Origin of the sequence: Streptomyces sp. NPDC093064, from assembly GCF_044754605.1 — a bacterium.
In the GTDB taxonomy this organism is placed as follows: domain Bacteria; phylum Actinomycetota; class Actinomycetes; order Streptomycetales; family Streptomycetaceae; genus Streptomyces.
This window is the reverse complement of record NZ_JBIVPK010000012.1, coordinates 199,786-219,814: the sequence shown is the minus strand read 5'-3', so window position 1 is coordinate 219,814 and position 20,029 is coordinate 199,786. Positions and strand designations below refer to the sequence as shown.

The following is a 20,029-nucleotide window of genomic DNA, read 5'->3' as shown; positions in this document are numbered from 1 at the left end:
CTGTCGCGGACCACGGCGCCGCGCGGGACATGCGGAGTGCCGGGAGTGCCGGTTTCGTACGGCAGACTTGGGACTCGAGGACCGAAGTGAAGGATGGGTATGTCGACCACACCTGCCACCGCGAAGCACAGCTCGTCGAACGGCACCGCGGACGCGATCTTGCTGGAACTGGTCGACGAGGACGGCGTGACGATCGGCACCGCGGAGAAGCTGTCCGCCCACCAGCCACCAGGACGGCTGCACCGCGCCTTCTCCGTATTCCTGTTCGACAACCGCGGCCGGCTGCTGCTCCAGCAGCGGGCGCTGGGCAAGTACCACTCCCCCGGCGTGTGGTCCAACAGCTGCTGCGGCCACCCCTACCCCGGTGAGTCGCCCATGGCGGCGGCGGCCCGGCGCACGTACGAGGAGCTGGGGATCTCCCCGTCGCTGCTCGCCGAGGCGGGCACGGTCCGCTACCACCACCCGGACCCGGACTCGGGCCTGGTGGAGCAGGAGTACAACCACCTCTTCGTCGGCCTGGTGCAGTCCCCGCTGCGGCCGGACCCGGAGGAGGTCGGCGCCACGGAGTTCGTGACGCCCGCCGAGCTGGCGGAGCGGCACGCGCGGGACACCTTCTCCGTCTGGTTCCCGACCGTGCTGGACGCGGCCCGTCCCGCGATCAGGGAACTGACGGGTCCCGCCGGCTGGTAAGTCGGACCTCAGGGGTGCTGTTCCAGCTGATGCGCGGGTTTGAGCGGCAGGGCGGCCCAGATGACCTTGCCGCCGCTCGCGGTGTGCTCGACGTCGCAGACCCCGCCGGCCTCCCGCGCGATCTCACGGACCAGGAGCAGCCCGCGCCCGCCGGTGCGCCCGTGGTCGGCCTCCAGGGCGGTCGGGCGGTAGGGGTGGTTGTCCTCCACGGACACCCGCACCCACTCGGCGCCGACCGCGACCTCCACGGCGAGCATCGGCGACAGCAGCGCCGCGTGCCGTACGGCGTTCGTGACCAGCTCGGACACGATCAGCAGCAGGCCGTGGACCAGGTCGTCCGAGACCGGGACGCCCTGCCGCAGCAGCAGGTCCCGGACCGCGTGCCGGGCCTGCGGGACCGAGGCGTCGGCGGCGGGCGCGGTGAACCGCCAGACCCCCTCGTACGGCAGCGGATCCGGCGGTACGTCGTGGAGAGGTGCCCCCGCGCCGCCCTCCGGGCGTGAGCCGTACCCGCGCCCGTGGTTGTCCATCGTCCGGTCGCCATCCTCGCGCTCGATTGTCACCACAGGTCGAGTGTTGGTAACGCACCGCTCTCAGCCCAAGGACTGAACACAAGTCAGCGTGTTTCAAGCGCCTTGTGACCGTTCGCGTACGAATCCGTCACGGCAGGGACCGTTCCTGTCCCGTCCGCGCCGACATCGCGAACTTTTCGGGTTGTACGGTCCATGTGCCTCCCGTGCCCGGCCCGTCCGGGACGGCACAGTCAGGCCGTCCGGTCGGAGACCATGCCGACGATGCGGCGGCCGCCGAAGCCGGTCGCGATCAGGCCGAGGCCGTCGAAGAGGAGGGCGAGGGAGAAGAACGCGCCGATGACGTACTGGCTGCTGCTCGGCCAGGAGGCCAGCACCATGATGCCCAGCAGCAGGTAGAAGGCGCCCAGCAGCAGCGTCCAGCCGAACTGGGGGCCGCGCACCACGACGCTGCCGACCACCCGGAACAGGCCACCGGTCAGGAACAGCAGGGCCGCGAACATGGTGAGCGCCGCGGCGGTCGCGTGCGGATGTCCGATGACCACCACGCCCGCCGCGATGTTCAGGGCGGCCACGATGACACCGAGCCAGAAGAAGTTCGAGCCGCGCGCCTGGACCGCGTGCAGCAGCCCGACAAGACCGCCGATCAGCAGCAGCCAGCCGAACAGGAGCATGGAGGTCAGCGTGACGGCGGCCGTGTAGACGAGCCCGACGAGTCCGGCGACCACCAGGAGCACCCCTAGTCCGGCGAGCCAGCCGAAACCGCGGCGCATCCTCGCCGTCTCGCTGCGGGGCTTGGTGAACCTGGCCATCGGCGCCTCCTCAAAGCCGCACGATCCCCCCGGTTTCCACCTTTTGTTCCGTTTGTTGCCGTGTCGTATCTCTCCCCCGCCCCTTCTTGATCAAACGCTCGGCCCGGCGGATAGCATCCGGCGCATGGAGCCGCAGTTGCTGCACGACGTCACCGACGCGGTGGCCACCGTCATGGTCCACCACCCGGCCAAGCGCAACGCGATGACCGCCGCGATGTGGCGGGCGCTGCCACCGCTCCTGGACGGCCTCGCGGCCGATCCGGGCGTCCGGGCGCTGGTGCTGACCGGGTCGGGCGCGACGTTCTGCGCCGGTGCCGACATCTCCACGCTGCGCGGCTCGCCGCGGGAGGCGCAGCGCCTGGCGGGGCAGGCCGAGGAGGCGCTCGCCGCGTTCCCCAAGCCGACGCTGGCCGCGGTGCGCGGGTACTGCGTGGGCGGCGGCGCCCAGCTCGCGGCGGCCTGCGACCTGCGGTTCGCCGAGGCGGGCGCGCTGTTCGGGGTGACGCCGGCCAAACTGGGCATCGTCTACCCCGCCTCCTCCACCCGCCGCCTGGTCTCCCTGGTGGGCCCGGCGACCGCCAAGTACCTGCTCTTCTCGGGCGAGTTGATCGACGCGGAGCGCGCGCTGCGCACCGGACTGGTCGACGAGGTGCTGCCCGAGGGCGAACTCGCCAAGCGGATCACGGAGTTCACCAGGATCCTCACTGCGCGCTCGCAGCTGACGCAGGCCGCGGCGAAGGAGTTCGCGGACGGCCGCACGGACCGCGACGCCCACTGGACCAAGCAGGCACAAGCAAGCGACGACACCGCGGAGGGGGTCGCCGCGTTCCTGGAACGCCGGACCCCACGGTTCACCTGGAGCGTGCGGTAGCCGGCCGCCTACGTCAGCACGAAGCGGCTGTTGGCGCGGAACTCCTCGACGAGGTGCGCGGGCGCCTTCTCCGGGGATCCGGCGTCGTAGGGCGGCTGCGGGTCGTACTCGGTCAGCAGTTGGACGGCCTGGGCGTGTTCGTCGCCGGCGATCCGGCCGAGCAGCGTCAGGCCCATGTCGATGCCCGAGGAGACGCCGGCGGCCGTGACGTACTTGCCGTCGAAGACGACCCGCTCCCCCGTGGGCTCGGCGCCGAAGCGCCTCAGCTGGTCGAGGGCCAGCCAGTGCGAGGTGGCGCGGCGGCCGTCCAGGAGTCCGGCGGCCGCGAGCAGCAGCGAGCCGGTGCACACGGAGGTGGTCCAGGAGCTGGTGGCGTCGGCGGTGCGCAGCCAGTCCAGCAGGGTCTCGTTCTCCATCTGCGACGCCTGGCCGGGGCCGCCCGGGACGACGACGATGCCGGGGTCCGTGACCTCGTCCAGGGTCCGGTCGGCGGTGAGCGCGAGGTGCCCGGTCTCGGTGCGGACGGGTCCGGTCCGTTCGGCGACGAAGACGGTCCGCGCGCCGGGGAGCCTGCTGAGGGTCTCGTACGGGCCCACGGCGTCCAGGGCGGTGAAGCGGTCGAACAGGACGATGGCGATCTGCACGGGATTTCCTCCGGTGGGTGTCAGGTGGCGGGAGCGGGGCGGAACCGCCGCCGGTACTCGGCCGGGGCGGCGCCCAGCGCCTTGACGAACGCGCGCCGCATGGCCTCCGGTGTGCCGTAGCCGCTGGCGCGGGAGATCTCCTCGACGCCGTCGGCGGTGTCCTCCAGCAGCCGGCGGGCGTGTTCGAGGCGGACCCGGTCGACGTAGCGGCCGGGGGTCGTACCGGTCTCCGCCCGGAACGCGCGGGCGAAGTGGCGCGGCGAGAGGCGGGCACGGGCGGCGAGCGCCTCGACGGACAGGTCGTCCGCCGGATGCTCGGTGATCCACTGCTGTACGTCCCGCAGGGGCTCGCGCCGTGCCGTCTGCGCGGCGAGCTGGGCGCTGAACTGGGCCTGGTTGCCGGGCCGGCGCAGGAAGACCACCAGGTGACGGGCGACGCTCAGCGCGACGTCGCGGCCGAGGTCCTCCTCGACGAGCGCGAGGGTCAGGTCGATGCCGCAGGTCACGCCGGCCGACGTCGCCACGTCCCCGTCGCGCACGTAGACCGGGTCGGCGTGGACCTCGACGGCGGGGTGGTCGCGGGCCAGCTTGGCGCAGTACGCCCAGTGGGTCGTGGCCCGGCGGCCGTCCAGCAGGCCCGCCTCGGCCAGCAGGATCGCGCCGGTGCACACCGAGACCAGGCGCGCGGCCCCCGGCCCGTGCGCGCGGACCCAGTCGACCAGACGCGGGTCCGGCCGGCGGGTGCCCTCCCCGCCGGGCACGAGCAGCGTGTGCGGCGCGGGCGCCTCGGGGAGCGGGGAGTCCGGTACCAGGGTCAGACCGCTGGAGGTGCGTACGGGACCGCCGTCCAGGGAGGCCGTGTGGATGCGGTACGCCCCCGGTACGTGCCGGTCGGCACCGGCGAAGACCTCCACGGGGCCGGTGACGTCGAGGCTCTGGACGCCGTCGAAGAGGACGACGAGAACGGTTCGCTGCGCCATGCGACCGATTCTTCGCGGACCGGGGGATGGCCGCAATGACGGGTTTCCCACCTTTCCCGCCACACCCCGCCCCCTCTCCGCCGGTGCGGGCGGCGGCAGGGGTGCGCCTCGCCGGGTGGCGCCCTGCGGCCCGGTTGTCGGCGGGGCCTGCCACAATTGCGGCGCACACCGGAGTGGAGAAGGCGGTACGGGATCGTGACGACACCCCTCACAGCGTCCATCGAGGGCAGGATCGCCGAGGAGCTCGGCGTACGGGAGCGGCAGGTCAAGGCCGCCGTGGAGCTGCTGGACGGCGGTTCGACGGTGCCCTTCATCGCCCGCTACCGCAAGGAAGCGACCGAGATGCTCGACGACGCGCAACTGCGCACGCTCGAGGAGCGGCTGCGCTATCTGCGGGAACTGGAGGACCGGCGGACGGCGATCCTGGAGTCGGTGCGCGAGCAGGGCAAGCTCACCGAGGAACTGGAGGCGCAGATCCGCGGCGCCGAGACCAAGGCACGGCTGGAGGACGTGTACCTGCCGTACAAGCCGAAGCGGCGGACCAAGGCGCAGATCGCCCGGGAGGCGGGCCTGGAGCCGCTGGCCGAGGGCCTGCTCGGCGACCCTGGCGTGGATCCGCTGGCGGCGGCCGCCGCCTTCGTCGACGCGGACAAGGGCGTCGCCGATCCGCAGGCGGCCCTGGACGGCGCGCGGGCGATCCTCACCGAGCGGTTCTCGGAGGACGCCGACCTGATCGGCGAGCTGCGCGAGCGCATGTGGGGGCGCGGGCGGCTGGCCGCCAAGGTGCGCGAGGGCAAGGAGGAGGCGGGCGCCAAGTTCGCCGACTACTTCGACTTCGCCGAGCCGTTCACCGAGCTGCCCTCGCACCGGATCCTGGCGATGCTGCGGGGCGAGAAGGAGGAGGTCCTGGACCTCGTCCTGGAGCCTGAGGAGCCGGTGGACGGCCCGTCCTCGTACGAGGGGATGGTGGCCCACCGGTTCGGGATCGGCGACCGCGGCCGGCCCGCCGACGAGTGGCTCCAGGACACGGTCCGCTGGGCCTGGCGCACCCGGATCCTCGTCCACCTGGGCATCGACCTGCGCCTGCGGCTGCGCACGGCCGCGGAGGACGAGGCGGTGAACGTGTTCGCGGCCAACCTGCGCGATCTGCTGCTCGCCGCGCCGGCCGGCACTCGCTCGACCCTCGGCCTGGACCCCGGGTTCCGTACGGGTGTGAAGGTCGCCGTGGTCGACGCGACCGGCAAGGTCGTCGCCACCGACGTCGTCCACCCGCACGTGCCGGCCAACCGGTGGGACGAGGCCGTCGCCAAGCTGGCCCGGCTGGCCAAGGAGCACGCGGTCGAGCTGATCGCGATCGGTAACGGCACGGCGTCCCGGGAGACCGACAAGCTGGCCGCCGACGTCATCACCAGGCACCCGGAGCTGAAGCTCACCAAGGTGATGGTGTCGGAGGCGGGCGCCTCGGTGTACTCGGCGTCGCCGTACGCCTCGCGGGAACTGCCCGACATGGACGTCTCCCTGCGCGGCGCGGTCTCCATCGCCCGCCGGCTCCAGGACCCGCTGGCCGAACTGGTCAAGATCGACCCCAAGTCGATCGGTGTCGGCCAGTACCAGCACGACCTGTCCGAGGTGAAGCTGTCCCGCTCCCTGGACGCGGTGGTCGAGGACTGTGTGAACGGCGTCGGCGTGGACGTGAACACCGCGTCCGTGCCACTGCTCGCGCGCGTCTCCGGCGTCACCTCGGGACTCGCGGAGAACATCGTGGCGCACCGGGACGCCAACGGGCCGTTCACCTCGCGTGCGCAGCTGAAGAACGTCTCGCGGCTCGGCCCGAAGGCCTACGAGCAGTGCGCGGGCTTCCTGCGGATCCGCGGCGGCGACGACCCGCTGGACTCCTCCAGCGTGCACCCCGAGTCCTACCCCGTGGTCCGCCGGATGGTGAAGACCGCGGGCCAGGAGGTCGCCTCGCTCGTCGGCAACACCGGGGTGCTGCGCTCGCTCAGGGCGGCCGACTTCGTGGACGACACGTTCGGTCTGCCGACGGTGACGGACATCCTGCGGGAGCTGGAGAAGCCGGGGCGCGACCCGCGGCCCGCGTTCAAGACGGCCACCTTCAAGGAGGGCGTCGAGAAGATCTCCGACCTGGCGTCCGGGATGGTCCTGGAGGGCGTGGTGACGAACGTGGCGGCCTTCGGCGCGTTCGTCGACGTCGGCGTCCACCAGGACGGTCTGGTGCACGTCTCGGCGATGTCGAAGCAGTTCGTGAAGGATCCGCGGGACGTCGTCAAGCCCGGTGACATCGTCAAGGTGAAGGTGCTGGAGGTCGACATCCCGCGCAAGCGGATCTCGCTGACGCTGCGTCTGGACGACGAGGCGGCGGCGCAGGACCGTCAGGGGCAGGGAGACGGCGGCGAGCGCCGCCGGCGCGGCGGGCGCCCGCCGCAGCAGCGCCAGGGCCGCGGTGGCGGTGGCGGCGGTGGCTCCCGCCAGGCACCCCCGCCCGCCAACAGCGCGATGGCCGACGCCCTGCGCCGCGCGGGCCTCCTCGACCCGAAGAACACCCGCCGCTGACCCACCCGCCCCGGACTCGCCCCACCACCGGTGGGCGGGTCCGGGGCGGACCTCCTGAACCGGCCGGGGGCCGGTGCCGGTGGACGACCACTACGAGCGGACCGCCGCCCGGCTGCCCATTGACCGGCCGGGGACGGCGGGCCACGGGCGGGCCGGTGGTGGCGGGCAGTCGAGCCGCCGGTGGTGGCACGCCAGTGACGAGCTGGTAGCCGCGGGCAGTCGCCCGCTGGCGGCGGCAGTTGACCCGGCTGAACCCGGGTGAGCCGTAGACCGCCCCGTGGCGGCGGACCGTCAACGGAGCGACAACAACGACCCGTTGGCCCGGCCAGTGGCGTCAGGCCGTTGCCCGACCCGCAGCAGCGGACGTCACCCGACTGCTACCGGCCACCCCTTCACCGGGCGGGACGGCGGGGCAGTTGACCGACCGGTGGCGACGTGCCGCTGACGGACTGGTGGCTGCGGTCAGTCGACCGACCCGCACAGCAACAGAACGCCGGCCGACTGCCATCTGTCAGCCCTCTGACCGGCCGATTGCAGTGCGCAGTTGACCGGCCGGTGGCTGGGGGCAGTTGACCGGGCTGTACCGGCTGGGGCCGTTGACCGTCCCGTAGCGGCAGGACCGTCGACGGGGCGACAGGGGCCACCCGTTGGCCCGGCTCGTGGCAGCAGAGGCGTTATCGCGGCGGGTGCTGGCCCGGGGGGAGTTCCGAGTGGGGGCGTGGGGTCGCGCCTGGGGGCGGCGGCGGGCCTGGCTGGAAGGCGGCGTTGGGCCGCCCTGTTCGCATCACGTCCTCGAGTTGCCTGTGTATGGCCGTGGCCGCGTCCCGTACGCGTGCGGGCACGTCGCCTCGCTCGGCTACGAGTTGGTGATAAATGGGGGCGTCTTGGAACATGGGTGACCATGCCTTCCGATCTGCGGTTTCGTTCCGCTGGGCAACGGTGACCGAGTGTAAGACCCCGCGTCGGAGCGTTTACCGCGGGTCCGGCCAAGGCAGGAAACGGCCTAGTGTTCCGTCACCTTGCCCGCGGCGACCTCCAGCCGGCGGGTGACGCGTACGGCGTCGAGCATGCGGCGGTCGTGGGTGACCAGCAGGAGGGTTCCCTGGTAGGAGTCCAGGGCCGATTCCAGTTGCTCGATGGCCGGCAGGTCCAGGTGGTTGGTGGGCTCGTCCAGGACCAGGAGGTTGACTCCCCGGCCCTGGAGGAGGGCGAGCGCGGCCCGGGTGCGCTCGCCCGGGGAGAGCGTCGCGGCGGGACGCGTCACATGGTCCGCCTTCAGGCCGAACTTGGCGAGCAGCGTGCGCGCCTCCACCGGCTCGGTGTCCGGCACCGCCGCGCAGAAGGCGTCCAGCAGGGACTCGGGGCCGTGGAAGAAGCGGCGGGCCTGGTCGACCTCGCCGACCAGCACACCGGAGCCCAGGGCAGCGTGCCCGGCATCCACCGGGATCCGCCCCAGCAGCGCGCCCAGCAGCGTCGACTTGCCCGCGCCGTTGGCGCCCGTGACCGCCACCCGGTCCGCCCAGTCGATCTGGAGGGACACCGGGCCGAGCACGAAGCCGCCGCGGCGCACCTCCGCGTCCCGGAGCGTGGCGACGACCGCGCCCGACCGCGGGGCCGACGCGATCTCCATGCGCAGCTCCCACTCCTTGCGGGGCTCCTCGACGACCTCGAGCCGCTCGATCATGCGCTGGGTCTGGCGGGCCTTCGCGGCCTGCTTCTCACTGGCCTCGCTGCGGAACTTGCGGCCGATCTTGTCGTTGTCACTGCCCGCCTTGCGCCGGGCGTTCTTCACGCCCTTGTCCATCCAGGCGCGCTGTGTCTGGGCACGGTCCTGGAGGGCGGCCCGCTTGTCGGCGTACTCCTCGTAGTCCTCGCGGGCGTGCCGGCGGGCCACCTCCCGCTCCTCCAGATAGGCAGCGTATCCGCCGCCGTAGAGGTTGATCCGGCCCTGGGCGAGGTCGAGTTCGAGGACCTTGGTGACGGTACGCACAAGGAACTCGCGGTCGTGGCTGACGACGACCGTCCCGGCGCGCAGCCCGGTCACGAACCGCTCCAGGCGCTCCAGGCCGGCCAGGTCGAGGTCGTTGGTCGGCTCGTCGAGCAGGAAGACGTCGTAGCGGGACAGCAGCAGCGAGGCGAGTCCCGCGCGGGCCGCCTGGCCGCCCGAGAGGGACGTCATGGGCTGGTCGAGGCCGACGGCCAGGCCGAGCGAGTCGGCGACCTCCTCGGCGCGCTCGTCGAGGTCTGCGCCGCCGAGGCCGAGCCACCGCTCCAGGCTGGTCGCGTACGCGTCGTCCGCGCCCGGCGCTCCCTCGACGAGGGCCTGCGTGGCCTCGTCCATCGCCCGCTGGGCCTCGGCCACCCCGGTGCGCCGGGCGAGGAACTCCCGTACGGTCTCCCCTGGCCTCCGCTCCGGCTCCTGGGGAAGGTGCCCGACGCTCGCCGTCGGCGGGGACAGGGTGATCTCACCCTGCTCCGGGGTGCTCAGCCCGGCGAGCATCCTGAGCAGCGTGGACTTGCCCGCGCCGTTGGCGCCGACCAGCCCGATCACGTCCCCGGGCGCGACGACGAGATCCAGTCCGGCGAACAGCGCGCGGTCGCCGTGCCCGGCGGCGAGGTTCTTGGCAACGAGGGTGGCAGTCATCAGAGGACCGATCCTAATGGCCGTGCCCCGACGCGCTCAGTGCGCCACCGCCGCCACCAGCACGCCCCCTGCCGTGCGCGCCACCACGAAGGACCTGCGCTTCACCGCCCCGGCGCCCAGCGCGAGCCGGTGCCGGCCCGGCTCCAGGACGCCGTCGAAGACCTCCTGGGTGTGGCTGCGGTGGAACCGGTCGAGGCGGTGGACGGTGAGCCGGACCCGGCAGGCGGAGGTGACCTCGACGTCCGCCACGCCGTCTGCGGCCGCCAGCCGGGTCAGCCGGCGCCGCTCCACAGGAACGCGGTCCAGGGCCTGTTCGATCTGGGCGACCAGGAGCGGCACGATCGGGGCCGGCCCGTCGACGTAGGCCACGTCGGCGCCCGCGCGCTCGAAGGCGCCCCGGACGGCGGCGCGTTCGGCCGGGCCGACCGCCGGACCGAAGGCGACGGCTCCGTACTGGCGCAGTTCGTCGGCGTGGACGTGGAGCGGGTCGCGGGTGATGTCGGCGCCGATGCCGATGGCGCGCAGGGCGGCGGCGAGTCTGGCGAGGGCGGCGACCCGGGCCCCGACGAGCAGCACCCGGCGGCGGGGCGCGGGGCCGCCGCCGTCCAGCAGCGCGCCCAGTGCCGCGCGGTACTCGGCGCCGGCGAAGCGGAACGGGCCGATGCCGTGGTAGCCGTCCCGTTCCAGGTCGGCGTGTTCGTCCGTCTGCCAGGCGAAGTCCCGCCAGACGTAGTCCGCCTCGTCGGCGCCGGCCCTCTCGATGACGGCGGTGACCGCGCCGCAGGCCAGGTCCTCGCACTCGGGGCAGCCGTAGACGAGGTACCGGCCTCCCGGCAGCGGCGCCTCGTTCTCCAGCAGCAGGCCGCGCACCTGGGCGGCGAGGATCGCGGGCGGGATGTCGGAGGCGAGCGGGGAGACCGCGTCCAGGTCGGCGAGCCGGAAGAGCAAGGGCCGTCCGTCCACGACGAAGTCCACGAAGTCCCGGTGGAGTTGGTGACCGCCGTCGGCGAGGATCTCCCCGGGACGCGTCGCCGGGGCCAGGCCGAAGGTCGTGTACTCGGCAGGCATGCCATGAGTATTCCCGGCCAGGGGGCGAGGTGAGCACGGTGTGCGCCTTCCGCTACCGTGCGCCGCGTGGACAGTGGGCCGGGTGTCGAGGTGGTGGTGGTCGGCGGCGGCGTCATCGGGCTGACGACGGCCGTCGTGCTGGCCGAGCGCGGCCGGCGGGTGCGGGTGTGGACGCGTGAACCGGCCGAGCGGACGACGTCGGCGGTCGCGGGCGCGCTGTGGTGGCCGTACCGGATCGAGCCGGAGTCGCTCGTCGGGGAGTGGTCACTCGAATCCCTGGCGGTGTACGAGGAGTTGGCCGGGCGTCCCGACGAGACGGGCGTACGCCTGGTCGAGGGCGTGCACGGCGGGACGCGGCTCGACTCGCTGGGGCCGTGGGCGGCGCGGGTGCCCGGTCTGCGCCCGGCGCACGCCGGGGAGTGGGCGGCGGGCACGGCGCTGTGGGCGCGGCTTCCGCTGATCGACATGTCGGCTCATCTGCCGTGGCTGCGGGAGCGGTTGACCGCGGCGGGCGGCATCGTGGAGGAACGGGAAGTGACGGATCTGGCGGCGGTCGACGCCCCGGTCGTCGTGAACTGCGCCGGCCTCGGCGCACGTGAGCTCGTCCCCGATCCCGCGATGCGTCCCGTGCGCGGTCAGCTCGTGGTCGTGGAGAACCCGGGGATCACGACGTGGCTGACGTCCGTCGACCCCGCCTCGCAGTCCCCGACCTACGTCTTCCCGCAGCCGGGCCGGCTCCTGCTCGGCGGCACGGCCGAGGAGGACGACTGGTCGCTGACGCCCGATCCGGCGGTGGCCGAGCGGATCGTCGAGCGGTGTGCGGCTCTCCGGCCGGAGATCGCCGGGGCGCGGGTGCTGGAGCACCGGGTCGGGCTGCGGCCGTCCCGGCACGCGGTACGGCTGGAGCGCGAGGAACTGCCGGGCGGGCGGGTGCTGGTGCACAACTACGGGCACGGCGGGGCCGGGGTCACCGTGGCCTGGGGCTGTGCGCGCCGGGCGGCCGCGCTGGCGTACCCGGCCGTCTGAGCGGGCTGGGGCCGGAAAGGCCTCTGAGCATGTGTCACTCATGACGGCCGAATGGCGATCGTGTGACAGCGGTGGGCATGGACATGTTTGTGACCCACGGGACTGAATAGGCTCCGAACGAACCTCGTGTCCCTACGACTTGGAGCTGACGTGCACCGCAGAATGATCGCGCCGGGCGCACTGGCGGCGGCCACCCTGCTGCTGGCGATCCCGGCATCGGCCGCGAGCCACTCCCCCGGCGCACCGGGCATCGGCGACCCCTACTACCCGTACTACGGCAACGGCGGATACGACGTCTCCCACTACGACCTCAGGCTGAAGTACCAGCCGGTCACGGACGAGCTGGAGGGCACGGCGACGATCGAGGCGCGGACCACGCAGGACCTGTCCAGCTTCGACCTGGACTTCCTGCTGGACGTCAGCGAGGTCCGGGTCAACGGCGCGACGGCCGCCTTCACCACCTCCGGCCAGCACGAGCTGGTGGTCACCCCGAAGAAGCCGCTGGCCAGGAACACTCCGATCACGGTGGTGGTCCGCTACAGCGGGGTGCCGTCCACGAAGAGCGCGTACGGCTTCACCACCTGGCACCGCACTCCGGACGGCGGGATCGCGGCGGACGAGCCGGAGGCGGCCTGGTGGTGGTTCCCGAGCAACGACCACCCGAGTGACAAGGCCACCTACGACGTGTCGGTGGCCGTGCCGGACGGCACGCAGGCGATCTCCAACGGCACTCTCCAGTCGACCGGCTCGCAGCTCGGCTGGACCCGGTACAACTGGCGCCAGAACAAGCCGCAGGCCACGTATCTGGCCACGCTCGCGATCGGGAAGTTCGACATCACGACGGGCACCTCGGAGGACGGCGTCCCCGTCCTCAACGCCTACAGCAGGGACCTCGGCGACAACGCCGGGGCGGCGCGCGCGAGCGTCGAGCGCACCGGGGAGATCGTCGACTGGCTGAGCGGCTATTTCGGGCCATATCCGTTCAGCTCGGCCGGCGGCTATGTGCCGAACACGACGACCGGGTACGCGCTGGAGACGCAGACCCGGGTGTACTACAGCCCGAGGCAGTTCGCGAAGGGCTCCAACACGTCCGTGGTCGTGCACGAGCTGGCCCACCAGTGGTACGGCGACAGCGTGTCGCTCAAGGGCTGGAAGGACATCTGGATCAACGAGGGCTTCGCGCGCTACGCCCAGTGGCTGTGGTCCGAGCACGAGGGCGAGGGCACCGCGCAGGAGCTGGCGGACTGGGTGTACGCCTCGCACCCCGCCGACGACCGCTTCTGGACGGTCGCGCCGGGCGACCCGGGTCCTGACGACCAGTTCGACATCGCGGTCTACGACCGGGGCGCGCTCGCCGTCCAGGCGCTGCGCAACGAGATCGGCGACAAGGCGTTCTTCGCCCTTCTGAAGGGCTGGCCGAAGAAGCACGCCTACGGCAACGCCTCCGTGGCCGACTTCCAGGAGTACGCCGAGAAGGTCTCCGGCAAGCCGCTTGCGGCCCTCTTCGACACCTGGCTGTTCCAGCCGTCCAAGCCGGCCGCACCCGCGGCGCGCGCGGCGTCCCTGGCGAAGACGCCGGCGGCGCCCGAGCAGCCGAGGTCGTGGAAGAAGATCGAGGCGACGAACGACGTGCACACGAGGTGAGCCACGGCCGGGCGGCAGGGACAGACCCCGGGCCGCCCGGCCTCACCCCTCGTGGTCGTACACCGTCACCGCGATCCCCCGGCGCACCAGCCGTTCGTCGATCAGCGGCTCGATCCGGTCCCAGGTGCCGCCGGCCAGGCCGCAGCCTATTCGGGGCATGTGGACGGACGCGCCGAGTTCGACCGCACGGACGGCGAGCCGGTCCAGTGCGGTGTCGATCGCCTCGTACCGCACGGGCGCGACGGCCTCGCCTCTGCGCCGGATGCCGCGTTGGCCGATCATGTTGGCCACCCACACATCCGGCTCCACCCGGACGAGCTGGACGGCACCAAGGCCGAAGTCGTTGTCCGCACGGTCCCGGTGCCAGGCCCGGTAGGCGGCCTCCGGCTCCGGCCGGCGCCGGGAGAGGGCCTGGACGAAGCCCCTCCCCCAGCCGCCGATGTCGTTGCAGACGTGGGCGATCACCTTGACGCCCTCGGCGGAGGGCGCGGTGGCGTCACCCCGGATGTATGTGATCTCCGGCATGACGCCCCCGTACGGGGTGGCCCTGACAGCGGTGTGGGGCCGTTACTCCGTGATTCCGGAGAGCTCCCGGTCGGCCGTTCGGGAGACGCGGCGGCGGACGCCGAACCAGCCGGCCACCAGGAGCAGGGCGATCAGCGGGATCAGCAGGAGGGTCTTGCGGCCCACCTCGGGGTCGTTCCACATCATGGCAAGGCAGCCGACGAAGAAGACGATCGTGGCGATCTCGGTGACCGGGCTGCCGGGAAGGCGGAAGTGCGGGCGGGTGAGCAGGCCGGCCTTGGCACGGCGGACGAAGACCAGGTGGCAGATCATGATGGTCACCCAGGTGCTGACGATGCCGAGGGAGGCGACGTTCAGCACGATCTCGAAGGCCTGGCTGGGCATGAGGTAGTTCAGGCCGACGCCGAGCACGCAGACCGCGCAGGTCAGGAGGATGCCGCCGTAGGGGACCCGGGTGCGGCTCATCACCCCGGTGAACTTCGGAGCGGAGCCCGCCGCGGCCATGGAGCGCAGGATGCGGCCGGTGGTGTACAGGCCGGAGTTCAGCGACGACATGGCGGCCGTGAGGACGACGAGGTTCATGACGTCGCCGGCCGCCGGGACGCCGATCCTCGACAGGACGGTGACGAAGGGGCTCTCCCCGGCCGAGTAGACCGAACCGGGCAGCAGCAGGGCGAGCAGGATGACCGAGCCGACGTAGAACAGGCCCACCCGCCACATGATCGAGTTCACCGCGCGCGGGATGATCTTCTCCGGCTCGGCGGTCTCACCGGCGGCGACACCGATCATCTCCAGGGCGGAGTAGGCGAAGATCACGCCCTGCATGACGAGGACGACCGGCATCACGCCGTGCGGGAAGAACCCGCCGTGGTCGCTGATCGAGCTCAGGCCCGGGGTCCGGCCGCCGACGTCGTGCTGCGTGGCCAGCAGGAAGACGCCGATCAGCATGAAGCCGACCAGGGTGGCGACCTTGACGATCGCGAACCAGAACTCCATCTCGCCGAAGATCTTCACCGAGATCAGGTTCACGGCGAGGACCACGGCGAGGGCGATCAGCGCGAGCACCCACTGCGGGACGGACGTGAACATGCTCCAGTAGTGCGTGTAGAGCGCGATCGCCGTGATGTCGGCGATACCGGTCGTCGACCAGTTCAGGAAGTACATCCAGCCGGCGACGTAGGCGCCCTTCTCGCCGAGGAACTCGCGCGCGTACGACACGAACGAGCCGGACGAGGGCCGGTACAGGACCAGCTCGCCGAGGGCCCGGACGACGAAGAACGCGAAGACGCCGCAGACGAGGTAGGCCAGCGCCAGCGCCGGTCCCGCGTTGTGCAGGCGGCCGCCCGCGCCGAGGAAGAGGCCGGTGCCGATCGCCCCGCCGATGGCGATCATGTTGACGTGGCGGTGCTTGAGGTCCTTGCTGTATCCGGCGTCGCCCGCGTCGGCGGGCGTCCCGGTCGCCTGGGGGTGGGGGGCGACCTGTGCCGTGGGCACGGCATCCTTGCTCAAGGGTGGTTCCACTTTCTGGTGCCCCGGGCAGCGTGCGCCCGGGTGTCCGTACGTGTCGCGGCCCGCACCACCCATGTCGCGGCACAGACCAGAACGGCAGCATCCCCGGCGGTCGGTTCCCCTGCGATGGCGTACGTCACAGAGCGGGACTTCTCACACGCGTCATTCACTCATCGGCCACCAGCCATACACCAGCAGGTCAGGGCTTTCACAGCGTCGGTGAGACAGCGATACTGCTGCGATGACGACCGACGCCGACGAGCCGACCCTCACGATCGACGAGCTGGCCGCACGGGCCGGTGTCACGGTGCGCACGGTCCGCTTCTACAGCGGCCGGGGCCTGCTGCCGCCGCCGGTGATCGGCCCGCGCCGGGTGGGCCGCTACGGCCAGGAGCACCTGGCGCGCCTGGCGCTGATCGAGGAGATGCAGTTGCGGGGCATGACGCTCGCCGCGATCGAACGTCATCTGCGGCAGCTGCCGCCGGACCTCACCCCGCACGACCTCGCCATCCACCGCGCGGTGGTCGCGTCCTGGGCGCCGGACACCGCGGAGTCGCTGTCCCGGCGGGAGCTGGAGCGCCGGGCCGGCCGGCCGCTCGGCGAGGAGGACGTCCGGCGGCTGGCCGCGATGAACGTCGTCGAGGCCGACGGCGAGTCCTTCCGCGTCGACTCCGGTCTGCTGCGACTCGGCGTGGAGCTCCTCGACGTACCCCTGTCCCAGGAGACGATCCTCGCCGCCCGCACGGTGCTGACCGAGCACGCGCGTACGGCCGCCCACGAGCTGTCGAAGCTGCTGCGCGACGCCGTCGCCGAACGCGACACCCGCGACGTGAAGTCCCTCTCCGCCCATATGCACCCCCTGGTGGTGCAGGCCCTGCTCACCACCTTCCAGCGCTCGCTGAAGGAGGAGCTGCGGGAGTGGCTGGACACGGCCGGGCGAGAGGGCCCCCGGGGAGCGGATCCCCGGGGGCCTCAGGAGCCGCCGTCCGGCTGAGCGGCCCGTCAGCGCGCGTCGGTGAAGGTCTCCCCCTTCTCCGCCTTCGCCACCAGCAGCGCCGGCGGGGTGAAACGCTCGCCGTAGCGCTCGGCGAGTTCCCGCGCACGTCCCACGAAGCCGGGCAGACCGGCCCCTGCCCCGGCGCCGCCGTCGTAGCCGTTGATGTACTGCAGCACCCCGCCGGTCCAGCCCGGGAAGCCGATGCCGAGGACCGAGCCGATGTTGGCGTCGGCGACGGAGGTCAGGACGCCCTCCTCCAGGAGCCTGACCGTGTCGAGCGCCTCGGCGAAGAGCATGCGTTCCTGCATGTCCCGGAACGGAATCTCGTACCCCGGTGTCGTGAAGTGCTCACGCAGACCCGGCCACAGTCCGGCGCGAGCGCCGTCCTCGCCGTAGTCGTAGAAGCCGGCGCCGCCGCTGCGGCCCGTGCGGCCGAACTCGTCGACCATGCGGTCGACGATCGCGTCCGCGGGGTGCGGGGTCCAGGTGCCGCCCGCCTCCTCCACCGCCCGCCGCGACTCGGCCCGGATCTTCCGGGGCAGGGTGAGGGTCAGCTCGTCCATCAGGGACAGCACCTTGGCCGGGTAGCCCGCCTGGGCCGCCGCCTGCTCGATGGACGCCGGCTCGATGCCCTCGCCGACCATCGCCACGCCCTCGTTGATGAACTGGCCGATGACCCGGGAGGTGAAGAAGCCGCGCGAGTCGTTGACGACGATCGGGGTCTTGTTGATCTGCCGGACCAGGTCGAAGGCGCGGGCCAGCGCCTCGTCGCCGGTGCGCTCGCCCTTGATGATCTCGACCAGGGGCATCTTGTCCACGGGTGAGAAGAAGTGCAGCCCGATGAAGTCGGTCTGGCGCTCCACGCCTTCGGCGAGCAGAGTGATCGGCAGGGTGGAAGTGTTGGAGCACAGCAGCGCGTCCGGCGCGACGACCTGCTCGATCTCCTGGAACACCTTGTGCTTGAGCGCCGGGTCCTCGAAGACGGCCTCGATCACCGCGTCGCAGCCCACGAGGTCGGCGGTCTCCGCGGTGGGCGTGATGCGGGCGAGCACCGCGTCCGCCTTCTCCTGGCTGGTACGGCCCTTGGCGACGGCCTTGGCGCACAGCTTCTCCGAGTAGCCCTTGCCCTTGGCGGCGGCCTCCGGGGACACGTCCTTCAGGACGACCTCGATGCCCGCGCGGGCGCACGCGTAGGCGATGCCCGCGCCCATCATCCCGGCGCCGAGAACGGCCACCTTGCGGACCTGGCGGGGTTCGACGCCCTGGGGCCGGCTGGCGCCGGAGTTGACGGCCTGGAGGTCGAAGAAGAACGCCTGGATCATGTTCTTCGAGGTCTGCCCCGCGGCCAGTTCCACGAAGTAGCGGGCCTCGATGACCTGGGCGGTCTCGAAGTCGACCTGGGCGCCCTCGACGGCGGCGGCCAGGATGTTGCGCGGGGCCGGGTAGGGGGCGCCGTTCGTCTGCTTGCGCAGGCTGGCCGGGAAGGCGGGCAGGTTGGCGGCGAACTTCGGGTTCGCCGGGGTGCCGCCCGGGATGCGGTAGCCGGGCTTGTCCCAGGGCTGCCCGGACTCGGGGTTGGCGTCGATGAAGGCGCGGGCCTTGGCCAGCAACTCGTCCTGAGAGGTGGCCACTTCGTCGACGAGCCCGTTCTCCTGGGCGCGCCGCGCGTTGTACTGGGTGCCCTGGAGCAGCACCTTGAGCAGGGCGTCGGTGATGCCCAGCAGCCGTACGGTGCGGACGACCCCGCCGCCGCCGGGAAGCAGGCCGAGGGTCACCTCCGGGCAGCCGATCTTCGTACCGGGGGTGTCGAGCGCGATCCGGTGGTGGCAGGCCAGGGCGAGTTCGTAACCGCCGCCCAGGGCCGCGCCGTTGATCGCGGCGACGACCGGCTTGCCCAGGGTCTCGATACGGCGCAGGTTCCGCTTGAGCGCGAGGCCGCCGTCGAAGAGCTCCTGGGCGGTGTCCGGGGTGACCCGGATCAGGTCGCGCAGGTCGCCGCCCGCGAAGAAGGTCTTCTTCGCGGAGGTGAGGATGATGCCGCGGACGGATTCCCGCTCCGTCTCCAGCCGGTCGGCGACGGCGGCGAGGGAGTCGCGGAACGCCTGGTTCATGGTGTTCGCGGACTGGTCGGGGTCGTCGAGGACGAGGGTGACGACGCCGGTGTCGTCCTGCTCCCAGCGGATGGTGGTGCTCTCGGTCATGTCGGGGTCTCCGTTGAAGTCTGGGTTCTGAGGGCGCCGCTGGGGGCGGGTCAGACGCGCTCGACGATCGTGGCGACGCCCATGCCGCCGCCGACGCAGAGGGTCGCGAGACCGTAGCGCTTGTCCTGGCGCTCCAGTTCGTCGACGAGGGTGCCGAGGATCATCGCGCCGGTGGCGCCGAGCGGGTGGCCCAGCGCGATGGCGCCGCCGTTGACGTTGATCTTGTCCAGGGACAGGCCCATGTCCTTCACGAAGCGCAGCACGACCGCCGCGAACGCCTCGTTGATCTCGACGAGGTCGATGTCGTCGATGGTCAGGCCGGCCTTGGCGAGCGCCTTGCGGGTGGCGGGAGCGGGCCCGGTGAGCATGATGGTGGGCTCGGAGCCGGAGACGGCGGCGGAGACGATCCGCGCGCGGGGGGTGAGTCCGTACCGCTCGCCGACCTCGCGGGAGCCGACGGCGACCAGCGAGGCGCCGTCCACGATGCCGGAGGAGTTGCCCGCGTGGTGGACGTGGTCGATCTTCTCCACCCAGTGGTACTTCTGCAGGGCGACGGCGTCGAAGCCGCCCAGTTCGCCGATGTCCGCGAAGGACGGCTTGAGTGCCGCCAGCGAGTCGGCGGTGGTGCCGGGGCGCGGATGCTCGTCGTGGTCGAGGACGACGAGCCCGTTGCGGTCCCTGACCGGGACGACGGAGCGGTCGAAGCGGCCCTCCTTCCAGGCGGTGGCCGCGCGCTCCTGGGACAGGGCCGCGTACTCGTCGACGTCCCGTCGGGAGAAGCCCTCGATGGTGGCGATCAGGTCGGCGCCGATGCCCTGCGGTACGAAGTTGACGGCGAGGTTGGTCATCGGGTCGTTGAACCAGGCGCCGCCGTCGGAGGCCATCGGCACCCGGGACATCGACTCGACGCCGCCCGCGAGGACCAGGTCCTCCCAGCCGGAGCGCACCTTGGCGGCGGCCAGGTTGACGGCCTCCAGGCCGGAGGCGCAGAAGCGGTTCTCCTGCACACCGGCCACCGTGTCCGGCAGTCCCGCGGCGATGGCGGCGATCCGGGCGATGTCGGAGCCCTGGTCGCCGATCGGGCCGACGACGCCGAGCACGATGTCGTCGACGGCGGCCGGGTCGAGTCCGGGGAAGCGGTCGCGGATCTCGTGGATGAGGCCGACGACCAGGTCGATGGGCTTCGTGCCGTGCAGGGCGCCGTTGGCCTTGCCGCGCCCGCGCGGGGTGCGGATCGCGTCGTACACGTACGCTTCGGTGCTCACTGACAAGCCTTTCGACGAGGGTGGTGTCCTGGAGGCGGTGGGGAGGAGCCGG

The 20,029-nt window shown here is 72.1% G+C and carries 16 protein-coding genes; 6 read left to right on the top strand and 10 right to left on the bottom strand.

All coding sequences use genetic code 11. From position 1 onward, the window contains the following. Positions 1-99: 99 nt before the first annotated feature. On the top strand, positions 100-690 hold the full coding sequence (gene idi / locus ACIQFZ_RS17555) for an isopentenyl-diphosphate Delta-isomerase (RefSeq protein WP_365422718.1): 591 nt from the start codon (positions 100-102) through the stop codon (positions 688-690). An 8-nt stretch (positions 691-698) separates the two neighbouring features. Here idi and ACIQFZ_RS17550 read toward each other — a convergent pair whose 3' ends face one another. Both ACIQFZ_RS17550 and ACIQFZ_RS17545 read right to left on the bottom strand, forming a co-directional pair. Then, the gene (locus ACIQFZ_RS17550; protein ID WP_383058659.1) at positions 699-1,220 is read right to left on the bottom strand and encodes an ATP-binding protein; all 522 of its coding nucleotides are present in this window, start codon (positions 1,218-1,220) and stop codon (positions 699-701) included. Positions 1,221-1,453: 233 nt separating this feature from the next. Beyond that, positions 1,454-2,032, bottom strand: coding sequence for a DUF308 domain-containing protein (locus tag ACIQFZ_RS17545; protein ID WP_365422715.1), 579 nt, complete (start codon positions 2,030-2,032; stop codon positions 1,454-1,456). A gap of 124 nt (positions 2,033-2,156) precedes the next feature. Here ACIQFZ_RS17545 and ACIQFZ_RS17540 point away from each other — a divergent pair, with 124 nt between their 5' ends. Then, complete coding sequence (locus ACIQFZ_RS17540) at positions 2,157-2,903, top strand: enoyl-CoA hydratase/isomerase family protein (RefSeq protein ID WP_402691599.1); 747 nt, start codon at positions 2,157-2,159, stop codon at positions 2,901-2,903. Positions 2,904-2,911: 8 nt separating this feature from the next. On the opposite strand, the gene ACIQFZ_RS17535 is transcribed toward ACIQFZ_RS17540, so the two are convergent. Together ACIQFZ_RS17535 and ACIQFZ_RS17530 are read right to left on the bottom strand one after the other, a co-directional pair. Continuing rightward, complete coding sequence (locus tag ACIQFZ_RS17535; RefSeq protein WP_402691598.1) at positions 2,912-3,547, bottom strand: DJ-1/PfpI family protein; 636 nt, start codon at positions 3,545-3,547, stop codon at positions 2,912-2,914. 20 nt (positions 3,548-3,567) lie between these two features. Then, positions 3,568-4,527 (bottom strand): GlxA family transcriptional regulator, encoded by a 960-nt coding sequence (locus ACIQFZ_RS17530; RefSeq protein ID WP_383058603.1) that lies wholly within the window; start codon positions 4,525-4,527, stop codon positions 3,568-3,570. A gap of 195 nt (positions 4,528-4,722) precedes the next feature. Here ACIQFZ_RS17530 and ACIQFZ_RS17525 point away from each other — a divergent pair, with 195 nt between their 5' ends. Then, the gene (locus tag ACIQFZ_RS17525; protein WP_402691597.1) at positions 4,723-7,098 is read left to right on the top strand and encodes a Tex family protein; all 2,376 of its coding nucleotides are present in this window, start codon (positions 4,723-4,725) and stop codon (positions 7,096-7,098) included. 1,003 nt (positions 7,099-8,101) lie between these two features. Here the strand turns inward: ACIQFZ_RS17525 and ACIQFZ_RS17520 are convergent. Beyond that, the gene (locus ACIQFZ_RS17520; protein ID WP_383058607.1) at positions 8,102-9,742 is read right to left on the bottom strand and encodes an ABC-F family ATP-binding cassette domain-containing protein; all 1,641 of its coding nucleotides are present in this window, start codon (positions 9,740-9,742) and stop codon (positions 8,102-8,104) included. A gap of 36 nt (positions 9,743-9,778) precedes the next feature. Next, positions 9,779-10,810 carry an oxidoreductase gene (locus ACIQFZ_RS17515; protein WP_383058608.1) on the bottom strand — a complete coding sequence of 344 codons (1,032 nt, stop codon included), beginning with the start codon at positions 10,808-10,810 and terminating at the stop codon, positions 9,779-9,781. Between the two features lie 90 nt (positions 10,811-10,900). On the opposite strand from ACIQFZ_RS17515, the gene ACIQFZ_RS17510 reads away from it, so the two are divergent. Both ACIQFZ_RS17510 and ACIQFZ_RS17505 read left to right on the top strand, forming a co-directional pair. After that, positions 10,901-11,836, top strand: coding sequence for an FAD-dependent oxidoreductase (locus tag ACIQFZ_RS17510; RefSeq protein WP_402691611.1), 936 nt, complete (start codon positions 10,901-10,903; stop codon positions 11,834-11,836). 150 nt (positions 11,837-11,986) lie between these two features. Continuing rightward, complete coding sequence (locus ACIQFZ_RS17505) at positions 11,987-13,480, top strand: M1 family metallopeptidase (protein WP_402691596.1); 1,494 nt, start codon at positions 11,987-11,989, stop codon at positions 13,478-13,480. Positions 13,481-13,522: 42 nt separating this feature from the next. Here the strand turns inward: ACIQFZ_RS17505 and ACIQFZ_RS17500 are convergent, their stop codons facing one another. Both ACIQFZ_RS17500 and ACIQFZ_RS17495 read right to left on the bottom strand, forming a co-directional pair. Then, the gene (locus tag ACIQFZ_RS17500; RefSeq protein WP_376651211.1) at positions 13,523-14,005 is read right to left on the bottom strand and encodes a macro domain-containing protein; all 483 of its coding nucleotides are present in this window, start codon (positions 14,003-14,005) and stop codon (positions 13,523-13,525) included. Positions 14,006-14,047: 42 nt separating this feature from the next. After that, entirely contained in the window at positions 14,048-15,514 is a 1,467-nt protein-coding gene (locus ACIQFZ_RS17495; protein WP_365422689.1) for an amino acid permease, read from the bottom strand. Between the two features lie 241 nt (positions 15,515-15,755). Here ACIQFZ_RS17495 and ACIQFZ_RS17490 point away from each other — a divergent pair, with 241 nt between their 5' ends. Next, on the top strand, positions 15,756-16,508 hold the full coding sequence (locus ACIQFZ_RS17490) for a MerR family transcriptional regulator (protein WP_365422686.1): 753 nt from the start codon (positions 15,756-15,758) through the stop codon (positions 16,506-16,508). An 8-nt stretch (positions 16,509-16,516) separates the two neighbouring features. Here ACIQFZ_RS17490 and ACIQFZ_RS17485 read toward each other — a convergent pair whose 3' ends face one another. Both ACIQFZ_RS17485 and ACIQFZ_RS17480 read right to left on the bottom strand, forming a co-directional pair. Further along, the gene (locus tag ACIQFZ_RS17485) at positions 16,517-18,712 is read right to left on the bottom strand and encodes a 3-hydroxyacyl-CoA dehydrogenase NAD-binding domain-containing protein (RefSeq protein WP_402691595.1); all 2,196 of its coding nucleotides are present in this window, start codon (positions 18,710-18,712) and stop codon (positions 16,517-16,519) included. A gap of 50 nt (positions 18,713-18,762) precedes the next feature. Next, the gene (locus ACIQFZ_RS17480; protein ID WP_365422681.1) at positions 18,763-19,977 is read right to left on the bottom strand and encodes an acetyl-CoA C-acetyltransferase; all 1,215 of its coding nucleotides are present in this window, start codon (positions 19,975-19,977) and stop codon (positions 18,763-18,765) included. Positions 19,978-20,029: the final 52 nt, after the last annotated feature.

Bases quoted from the DNA above. Each gene is read 5' to 3' on its own strand.
- ACIQFZ_RS17485 (WP_402691595.1), bottom strand. From the start codon at position 18,712: ATGACCGAGAGCACCACCATCCGCTGGGAGCAGGACGACACCGGCGTC.
- ACIQFZ_RS17515 (WP_383058608.1), bottom strand. From the start codon at position 10,810: ATGCCTGCCGAGTACACGACCTTCGGCCTGGCCCCGGCGACGCGTCCC.
- idi (WP_365422718.1), top strand. From the start codon at position 100: ATGTCGACCACACCTGCCACCGCGAAGCACAGCTCGTCGAACGGCACC.
- ACIQFZ_RS17545 (WP_365422715.1), bottom strand. From the start codon at position 2,032: ATGGCCAGGTTCACCAAGCCCCGCAGCGAGACGGCGAGGATGCGCCGC.
- ACIQFZ_RS17550 (WP_383058659.1), bottom strand. From the start codon at position 1,220: ATGGACAACCACGGGCGCGGGTACGGCTCACGCCCGGAGGGCGGCGCG.
- ACIQFZ_RS17490 (WP_365422686.1), top strand. From the start codon at position 15,756: ATGACGACCGACGCCGACGAGCCGACCCTCACGATCGACGAGCTGGCC.
- ACIQFZ_RS17540 (WP_402691599.1), top strand. From the start codon at position 2,157: ATGGAGCCGCAGTTGCTGCACGACGTCACCGACGCGGTGGCCACCGTC.
- ACIQFZ_RS17520 (WP_383058607.1), bottom strand. From the start codon at position 9,742: ATGACTGCCACCCTCGTTGCCAAGAACCTCGCCGCCGGGCACGGCGAC.
- ACIQFZ_RS17530 (WP_383058603.1), bottom strand. From the start codon at position 4,527: ATGGCGCAGCGAACCGTTCTCGTCGTCCTCTTCGACGGCGTCCAGAGC.
- ACIQFZ_RS17500 (WP_376651211.1), bottom strand. From the start codon at position 14,005: ATGCCGGAGATCACATACATCCGGGGTGACGCCACCGCGCCCTCCGCC.